Origin of the sequence: Desulfosarcina sp. (genome assembly GCF_046496365.1) — a bacterium.
Classification (GTDB): domain Bacteria; phylum Desulfobacterota; class Desulfobacteria; order Desulfobacterales; family Desulfosarcinaceae; genus Desulfosarcina.
Genome location: NZ_JAWOHB010000077.1, coordinates 1 through 8913, shown reverse-complemented (window position 1 = coordinate 8913; position 8913 = coordinate 1). Strand labels below are relative to the sequence as shown.

Sequence of the window (8913 nt, the reverse complement as noted above, 5' to 3'; positions counted from 1 at the left end):
CCAGGCGGAAATCGCCGGAAACCGGTTGACCGTGCGGACGGGACGCCAGCACGATGCGTCGATTATTGTTTTTGGTCTGCGGCATGTGAGTCGCTCCTTTTCTTCATGGGTCTGCTTATTCTCCCGCTGCTCTTGTCCCGCTTCCCCGTGGATTTGTCCATTCCTCTACGACGACGATGGTAAATACATACTTCATGGTCGTAAGCCTGAGATTAACCCGGTCAATTGGTCTTCGATATCGGAGATAGGCTGTAGTCGATTGCAGTAAAGACCGTATTTTTGATTTGCTGTCGCCGGCGACCCGCAGCAGAGGGATAATGCCGCTTCGTCTGGCTCGGGTCTTTCAAGGATCGCCAGAACTTTATCATGGCCCGCATTCATTTAGAAAAGTCAGGTCGATCCGGTCAAGAAATACAGGTTTCCAATTATTTTTTAATTCCTTGCTTTGAAATAATAAGGCATGATCATCGTCGACGTGCGCACCGACGACCACTTTGACGGCCGCGTGATTGCCGGTGCCATTCGACTGCCCTGGTCGACATTCCGTTACAACGATACGGCCGCCAACGAAGGCAGTCCGTTTGTCGGTGTCGCCCGGGCACAGGAATTTTTAGGAAGCCACGGCCTCCTACCTGTTCTGGGTGCTGGAAATTCTGGGCCATAAAAACAAAAAGATCCGCCCATTGATAAAAAGCGAGAAAGGAAGGTGGCCCATGTTATGCCCGCAGTGCAACGTGAATATGCAAACAATGAAAATGGGACCGGTCGCCATGGATGAATGCTCCCGGTGTGGCGGCATCTGGTTCGACCAGGGCGAACTCGACCAGGTCATCGGAACGACCGACCCGGATCTGCGTTGGCTGGATATTGATTTCTGGAAAGCCAACAGTGACTTCGCGGTGGCGCCGGATTCAATGGGCTGCCCAAAATGCAGTCGATACTACCTGACCCGGCTCGAGGATCGTGCCACGGAGACCTCGGTGGCCTTGTGTGGCAACTGTCAAGGCATCTGGCTGGATGTCGATCAATTGCGTGCCGTTATCCAGGCGGTCTCCCGGTGCGCCCTTCGCATGGACAGCGCCGACTACGTCAAAGAAAGTCTGCACCAGATAGCCGATATGATCGGCGCGGCTACCAAAAAACCCCTGCCCATATCCCGTTGGCGCGATCTCAATGCGGTCCTGCGGATGTTGAAATATCGGATATACAGCGAACATCCCAAACTGGTCAGCATGCTAGTCGGGGTGCAAAAAACGCTGCCGGTCTAGCAAGGGTGAAAGGGACTGTCTTTCTCCCAATGTTGTGGCCTTTTTAGTTTATGGGAGGACTTGAAAGCGGGCGTGGAAAGTGCGTGGAAGGATTTTGAAGCGAGTCTGAAGCAGGCCAAAGAGCGGTTTACCGGCGATCGCCAGTAGCGTCACCGGTCACTGCCGCATGCAGGTCATTACCCCATTATCGTGAAAGACTGCAGCAGGGCTGTCAACCAATCCAATCCAACGAGGAGATTGCCATGCAAATGTTGAGAAGTATGAAAGATATTCAAGGATACATATTGGGTGCCCAGGATGGGGAATTTGGTATGTGCCACGACTTCCTGATCGATGACAAGTACTGGACGGTGCGCTATATTGTTGCCGATACGCAGAAATGGCTTCCGGGTCGCAAGGTTCTTATCTCACCCATATCCATCGGCGATGTGGACGGGACAACACGCACGCTTAACGTCGGCTTGACCAAAGATCAAATCAAGAGTTCGCCGCCGATCGATACCGCCGTCCCGGTCTCAAGGCAGTACGAAATCGCGTTAAACAAATATTACGACTGGGCTCATTACTGGGGAGGTCCTTCGGTCTGGGGAGCACACGACTACCCGCGTCTGCTGCATCGTGTCGAGGCGAACCGGCGCGTTCCCGAAAAGAGCGATTTCGACCCCAATCTCCGATCCGTCAAAGAGGTAATTGGATACCACATTCAAGCGTCCGATACCGACCTCGGCCACATCGAAGATTTTATCGTGGACCAGGACTCCTGGATCATCCGGTATCTGGTCATCGATACCAGCAACTGGCTGCCCGCCAGCAAGAAAGTGTTGGTCGCGCCCGATTGGGTCGACCGGGTCGACTGGAAGCGAAGCAAGGTCCTGATGGATCTGACCAGCAGCCAGATCGAGAACAGTCCTGAATTTGACCCGACGCTGCCGGTGAACCGGGGCTATGAGATGACCCTTTACGATTTCTACGGAAGACCTTACTATTGGTAGCCTGACCATTGAAAAAGATATTCGAGCCCTCAAAAAATTGCCATCAACTGGCAACCGCCCACCGCGCGGCCTTCATCATCGACGGTGAAGCTTATTTTCGTGCGCTGCACGAATCGTTTCTAAACGCGCAGCACACCATTTTTGTTGTCGGGTGGGACCTCCACAGCGATCTGAATCTGATTCGAGAAGAAACCGGCAGTGATTGCCCGTCCGGTCTCGGTCAATTGATAGATCGCCTGGTTGCCGAAAAAAAGGCGCTTCATGTTTATCTGCTCGGCTGGGATTTCGCCATGATCTATACGCTGGAACGCGAATTTTTTCCGCGGTATAAGCTCAAGTGGCGAACCCGAAAACGCATCCATTTCTGTTTGGACGGCCACCATCCTGTCGGTGCATCCCAGCATCAGAAAATCGTGGTGGTCGACGATGCCGTTGCCTTCGTCGGTGGGTTTGATCTGAGCCAATGGCGCTGGGATACACCGGCGCATCGACCCGACGACGATCGACGCGTCGATCCCGATGGAAAGCCCTATCCACCCTTCCACGACATTCAGATGGCCGTCGATGGACCGGCAGCCAGGGTTCTGGGCCGACTGGCCAGAGCGCGTTGGGTGCGTGCCACCGGGAAAAACCCGATCGATCCGGAGGATCCGGGAAAAGATGCCCCCTGGCCCGCCAGCGTCGACCCGGATTTTGAGCAGGTCGAGGTGGCGGTGGCACGGACGCTGCCGGCCTATGGGGATCGGCAAGCTGTGCGGGAAGTGGAACGGCTCTATCTGGACAGCATCGCCGCCGCCCGACGCACCATCTACATCGAAAATCAATATCTCAGTTCCCATCGTATCGGCGAGGCGCTGAAACAGCGGCTGGAGGAAGCCGACGGGCCCGAGGTGGTGATCGTTCTGCCCCAAAAAACCGGCGGGTGGCTGGAACAGCACACCATGGATATTCTGCGCGGGCGGATCCTGCGCAATCTGCGGGAATCCGATCGACACGACCGCCTGCGAACCTATTACCCGAGGATCACCCAAGAACCAGAATGCACGTTGATGGTGCACGCCAAGGTCATGGTAATCGACGACGATTTCGTGCGGGTGGGATCTTCCAATTTGAGCAACCGCTCCATGGGCTTCGATTCGGAGTGTGACCTGGCCGTCGCGACCGACACCGATCAGGACGTTCGCTCGGCGATCGTGCGCTTGCGCAATCGGTTGATCGCCGAGCATTCAGGGTGCGATATCGACGACGTTGCCAATGCAGTCGAAAAAACCGGATCGTTGATCGAGGCCATCGAATCCCTACCCACAGGCGACCGCGCATTGGTCGCCCTCTCGGGCGAAGTGCCTTCGGAGGTGGACCAATGGGTTCCCGAATCGGAATTGCTGGATCCGGAAAAACCAGTCGAACCGGATGAACTCTTCGACTATTTCATCCGCCCCGAGCAGCAACCCTTTGCCTACCGGCATCTGATGAAGGTCATTTTCCTGATTGCCGGGGTTCTGGCCCTGGCGGCCGTTTGGCGCTGGACACCGGCCAGTGAGTGGGTCGACATACAATCGGCCCAGGCAGCAGGCGAATGGATCCGTCGGCAGCCGTTGACGCCCCTTCTGGTCATCGCCGCCTATATTTTCGGTGGAATGATCGCTTTTCCCGTCACCTTGATGATCATGGCTACCGTTATGGTCTTCGGTCCCTGGTGGGGGTTGGCCTATGCATTGACCGGATCCGAATTGAGCGCACTTGTCGTCTTTGGATCGGGACGACTATTGGGACGCGATGTCGTGCGCCGATTTGCCGGCAGCCTGCTCAATCGACTCAGCCAGAAACTCTCGGATTCCGGTTTGACGGCGATCGTCACCTTTCGCATCGTTCCCGTGGCCCCCTTTTCGGTGATCAACCTGATCGCCGGCGTGTCCGAAATCCGCTTGAAGGATTTTGCCATCGGAACCTTTGTCGGTATGCTGCCGGGTGTGGCGGCCATCGCTCTGCTGGCAGATCGTATTTCAGACTCCTTTCGTCATCCGGATTGGGGTCGTTTCATCGCACTGGGGGTTGCTGTTCTGCTGGTTGGAGGGGGACTTATGGGACTTCGCCGGTGGGTCAAACGCAAACGCGCCGATCAACCTTCCCAGAAATCGGATTCAGATGACTTGCAGGAACCGGGTTAAATGGAGCTGCGAATCGCCACCTACAACATCCACCGCTGTGTCGGCTGCGACGGCGTTGAAGCCCCGGAGCGCATCGCTGCTGTATTGCGAGATATCAACGCAGATGTGACCGCCCTGCAGGAGGTGGCCTTCGATACCAGCGGCCCGACAAACATTTTAGCCGACCTGGCCCGGTCGATGGGTGCCCAGGCCATCCCGGGGCCGACCCTGCTGGAAAAAAAAGGCCACTACGGTAATGCGATCCTTTCACGGTTCGCCCCGGAGCGCGTCGACCGTCTGGATATCAGTGTGCCGGGCCGGGAATCCAGAGGCGTCCTTGCGGTCAGGTTGCGCTTAAACGGAAGTGGCATCAGGATTGTCACCACCCACCTCGGCCTTCGACCCGGGGAACGGCGCTATCAGATACGCCGCCTGCTGCCGTTGCTGGACGATCCGAACGCTGAGGTAACGATCCTGCTCGGCGATTTCAACGAATGGCTGTTGTGGGGACGCCCCCTGCGCTGGGTCAATCGTCGATTCGGCAGCCTGCCGGCACCGGCCACCTTTCCCAGCCGTCGGCCATTGCTGGCCCTGGATCGCATCTGGGTCGACCCCGCTAACCGGTTGATTTCCCTGCATCATCATCGGCACGTGTCGGCTGCCGTTGCCTCCGATCATCTACCGCTGGTGGCGCAAGTGGCCGTCTGATTTGAAGTATTCAGTTCAGGGCCGAAACCTGAATAGACGACCCAGACGGAACGGGTAGGTTTCTTCTCCAAACAATTCGTTCAATGTGCTTCCATCATCCAGCACCAGTTGGGTTCGCACGGTTTCAGCACCCCCCTCAAAAGCGTTTTGCACGGCCGTAAGAGCCACAAAACGGCTGGCGGCGGTGCCTTTCAAGACGGCTTGCCCGTCTTTCACCGTCACGCCGATCCGATCGCCGTCCACATAGGGGCTCCAGAACAACTCGTCGACGATGGCCGCCTTCAGGTCGGCATCACTCGCGATGTCCGCTTTCGCCTTGACCGAAATCCGATTGTCCAGGGTCAGAACACCTTCGATCTGCGAGGCGATATTCTCGGCGCGGACCTTCTGTCCCACGGTATCGACCGACCCCGACAGGTTGACGCGATGGTCGTTGACCGCAACATCGATTTCAAGGTTATGCAGTTCGGCGTCACGCTGGAAAACATCCTCGATCATGCTCTTCACCCGATTGTCCGGGGGCAACGACCGGTAGCGCAATTGCAGCTGGTTGTCCACTCGCCAGACACCGGTGGTGCTGCGGGCATCTTCGGCGGCTGCCTGTTTGGCATATAGCGTATCCACGGCTCCGGACAGGGTGACCACGCCGTTTGCCACCGAGACGTCCGGGTTGGTGGCATTCACGCGTGGATCGATCAGCAGGGCATCTTCGACTGCCTGTAAAATGACCGCGTCCGGTTGCCGGATATAGGGCGATGCGCGGCGCATGCGATCTTTTTTCCGCCAGTCCACCATCAGATGCCGATCGTCAACGCCAACCACACCGCCGATCCAGGCATTTTCGGCGGCACGCCGCTTTTCGGCCGCTGTTCCAACGATGCCTTCGAGGGTCACCCGGCCGTCTTTTACCGTCACCGCGACAAGGGCGTCATCGACATATAGATCCGCGGCGAGCCGGCGCTTTACATCCAAGGCGATATCCGTGTCATCTCTTTCTAAACGGGTTCTGACATCGATTTGATTGACCACTTCGGACACGCCTTTGATCGACATGGCCTGAAAAACGGCCAACCGGCTGCGCACCCAGGAATCCGCTGCCCCCTTGAGCGTTACGATGCCGCTCTCCACAGAAACGGATACCTGCAGGCCACGATCGGGTGGGATTTGCGAAAGGTTGTCGCGAACGTCCCGAGCGATGGCCTCGTTTTCACGGATGACCGGTTTCACCACCACGGTGTCGACCACCGATCGCACCCCCCGAATGCTCTCGGCAATTTGCCGGACCCGGCTTTTCTGCAGCAAGTTGTCGGCCGAGCCGGAAAGCATCGCAATCCCGTCTTTTACCTTGATGTCGACCTGATCCTGGGACAAAGCGGATTCGGAAACCACATGCCGTTCGATTGAGCGACGAATCGTATCGTCGGTCAACGCCAATCCAAAGGCCGGACGATTCATGAGATAAAAGGTGAGCAGCACGGCCACCGACAGTGTCCATGGCCGTCTGCAGGGCAAAAGACGATCGTCGGCCTGTCGGGCAACTGACGGAACGTGGGGTGTTCTGGATATGAAACGCATTATTAACCTCCTTGTCTGATATGATAAATGGTCGCGATCGGACCAGGCAGGTGCGCGCAGACGCAGCGCCATCGCACCTGAAACAATCCGAAGCATAGTCTTGTGGATGAACGTTTGGAATAAATGACCGACGGTATTTTGAGCAGGCGCCGATACTATTCAATGGAGCATGGGCACGATAGTCGTCTGCACAGTCCACGATATCGGCCCGATTACCGATTACTTTTAACCTGAATGGGGGATTCACTTTATTTATTGCTGCCCGATGGATTGATAGGCTGATTCCGAAAACCTCGTTGTCAAAATCAATCAAAGGAGTCGTGCCCATGAAGAATCTGAAAAAAATTATTTGTCCGGTGGACTTCAGTGAACCGTCCGATGCCGCATTGAAATCTGCTGTTGAACTGGCCGAGCAATATTCCGCCTCGATCGTTTTGGTCCATGCCATCACTGAAATCGATCCCACCCCGTCGCCGTCGTATACGTTGACGCATCACCTCATGGACCAGATCCCGCAAATCATGGGACAAATGACCGAAAATGCCCACAAAGCCATGCAGGACCTGATCAAGAATCATATCGAAGAGCGGGTTCCGGCAGACCATCGGGTTGTCATCGGCGACCCGGCTGAAAGCATTGTCGAGCTGGCAGAAAATGAAGAGGCGGACCTGATCGTTATGTCCACGCACGGTAGGAGCGGCATCAAGGGCCTGTTCTTCGGGTCGGTAGCCGAGAAGGTCGTGCGTTCCGCTGCCTGTCCGGTGTTGACCATGAGATACAAGGAGACAAGTTGACGCGCTTGTCCGTTGATCCTAAAAACCAGGAGGCCCCATGTGGTATGACGATGAAAAAACGATCATGAGAATCGCGAAACAAACCCTTTCGGCGGCTGCCGTATCTCAGAAGTACAATCTGTCGCCCGTTTACCCGCCGGTGGAGGAACCGCCGAATGAGCCTACAAAGCCGCCAGTGGAAGAACCGGGCGATCCTTACAAGAAACCACCCAAACCGGAAATCCCGCCCGTGGAGGAACCGTGGGATGTTCCTCGCGAACCGCCGGTCAAGGAACCGCCGCCTGAAGATCCGGATCAAATACCGCCACAACCGCATATATCGCGTCGTGTGCTCATTCGGCGCGCTGCAAATACTGCCTGCACCCCATACCAACAAGGTGGTGAGACGCGATAGCATCCATGCACCGATTTCGAGCTACAAACTCTGGAGCATTTATGTTAGACCGCAAAAAAGTGTTGATTCTGGACCCGTCTCCGATCTTCCGACGAACCTTGAAGGAGGTGATCCGGACCAGTGAAACCCATGTCGATATCAGGGAAGCGAACAATACCGACCAGGCTGAAAATATCCTGAGAAATGATCCTCCGGATGTCGTCTTTTTCGATATTGCCCTTCCCCGGGACGACGGTATTGCGTTTATCGCGTCCATAAAGGATATGCTGCCCGAGAGCCGCGTTGTTGTCTTGACCACTCACGACTCGGCAGAGCACGAGGCGGCTTCGATCGGGCAAGGAGCGGACTACTTCCTTTCCAAAGAGCGTTCCGGTGGCCTGCGCCTGATCGATGTCATTCGGACCACCATCCGCCAGAACGGCCATGCCTGATTTCCTCGATCAACCCGAAACGATTGGGTTTCCCATTGCCAAAAAAAGGGATCTGACCTATAATTTCTCGCAAAAATTCTGTTTCTGCCGCGGCCAGAGAACGCTCATGCCCGCCGCTTAACCGATTGCCCGCATGCTCACCCTAATTTCGGAAGGGCTTTGCAATGGAAAAGAAACATCAGGTGTTTATCGTCGAGGATCATCAATTGTTTCGCGAAGGCTTGAAATCGATGCTGAGCAAGCGAGAGGACATTGAAATCGTAGGCGAGGCTGAAGATGGCCTGCAAGCGGTCCCCCGCATCCGCAAGGCAAAACCGGAACTCGTGCTGCTGGATCTGTCCATGCCCAAAATGGGTGGTATTTCGGTAATGAAAGAGGTCAAACGGGAACTGCCGGAAACGCGTATCCTTGCCTTGACGATCCACGAATCCGATCAGTATGTGCTGGAAGCCTTTGAAGCCGGCGCCGACGGATACTGCATCAAGGATGCCAGCAGGAAAGAGTTGATGCTGGCCGTGGACAGCCTCCTGGAGGGCAAAACCTATATCAGCCCGGGTATCTCGGACCAGGTGATGGAGGGATACCTGGCCGGCCGGAAAAAACT

At 55.9% G+C, this 8913-nt stretch carries 10 protein-coding genes; 9 read left to right on the top strand and 1 reads right to left on the bottom strand.

The window, feature by feature from the left end; translation table 11 throughout:
- Positions 1-460: 460 nt before the first annotated feature.
- From R6V78_RS06580 to R6V78_RS06560, 5 genes are all read left to right on the top strand, one after another.
- Positions 461-664, top strand: a complete 204-nt coding sequence (locus R6V78_RS06580; RefSeq protein WP_410288543.1) for a hypothetical protein — start codon at positions 461-463, stop codon at positions 662-664.
- Positions 665-713: 49 nt separating this feature from the next.
- A complete protein-coding gene (locus R6V78_RS06575) occupies positions 714-1268 on the top strand; it encodes a zf-TFIIB domain-containing protein (protein WP_410288542.1) in 555 nt (184 codons plus the stop codon).
- Positions 1269-1510: 242 nt separating this feature from the next.
- A complete protein-coding gene (locus R6V78_RS06570) occupies positions 1511-2260 on the top strand; it encodes a PRC-barrel domain-containing protein (RefSeq protein ID WP_410288541.1) in 750 nt (249 codons plus the stop codon).
- 8 nt (positions 2261-2268) lie between these two features.
- Complete coding sequence (locus tag R6V78_RS06565; RefSeq protein ID WP_410288540.1) at positions 2269-4428, top strand: VTT domain-containing protein; 2160 nt, start codon at positions 2269-2271, stop codon at positions 4426-4428.
- Positions 4429-5115 (top strand): endonuclease/exonuclease/phosphatase family protein, encoded by a 687-nt coding sequence (locus R6V78_RS06560; protein ID WP_410288539.1) that lies wholly within the window; start codon positions 4429-4431, stop codon positions 5113-5115.
- A gap of 15 nt (positions 5116-5130) precedes the next feature.
- On the opposite strand, the gene R6V78_RS06555 is transcribed toward R6V78_RS06560, so the two are convergent.
- Positions 5131-6690 carry a BON domain-containing protein gene (locus tag R6V78_RS06555; protein WP_410288538.1) on the bottom strand — a complete coding sequence of 520 codons (1560 nt, stop codon included), beginning with the start codon at positions 6688-6690 and terminating at the stop codon, positions 5131-5133.
- 326 nt (positions 6691-7016) lie between these two features.
- Here R6V78_RS06555 and R6V78_RS06550 point away from each other — a divergent pair, with 326 nt between their 5' ends.
- The 4 genes from R6V78_RS06550 to R6V78_RS06535 all read left to right on the top strand — a co-directional run.
- Positions 7017-7484, top strand: coding sequence for a universal stress protein (locus tag R6V78_RS06550; RefSeq protein ID WP_410288537.1), 468 nt, complete (start codon positions 7017-7019; stop codon positions 7482-7484).
- A 37-nt stretch (positions 7485-7521) separates the two neighbouring features.
- Positions 7522-7878 carry a hypothetical protein gene (locus tag R6V78_RS06545; RefSeq protein WP_410288536.1) on the top strand — a complete coding sequence of 119 codons (357 nt, stop codon included), beginning with the start codon at positions 7522-7524 and terminating at the stop codon, positions 7876-7878.
- A 41-nt stretch (positions 7879-7919) separates the two neighbouring features.
- Complete coding sequence (locus R6V78_RS06540) at positions 7920-8309, top strand: response regulator transcription factor (protein ID WP_410288535.1); 390 nt, start codon at positions 7920-7922, stop codon at positions 8307-8309.
- A 164-nt stretch (positions 8310-8473) separates the two neighbouring features.
- Positions 8474-8913: response regulator transcription factor (locus R6V78_RS06535; RefSeq protein ID WP_410288534.1), on the top strand; the 440-nt coding region annotated here is incomplete at its 3' end.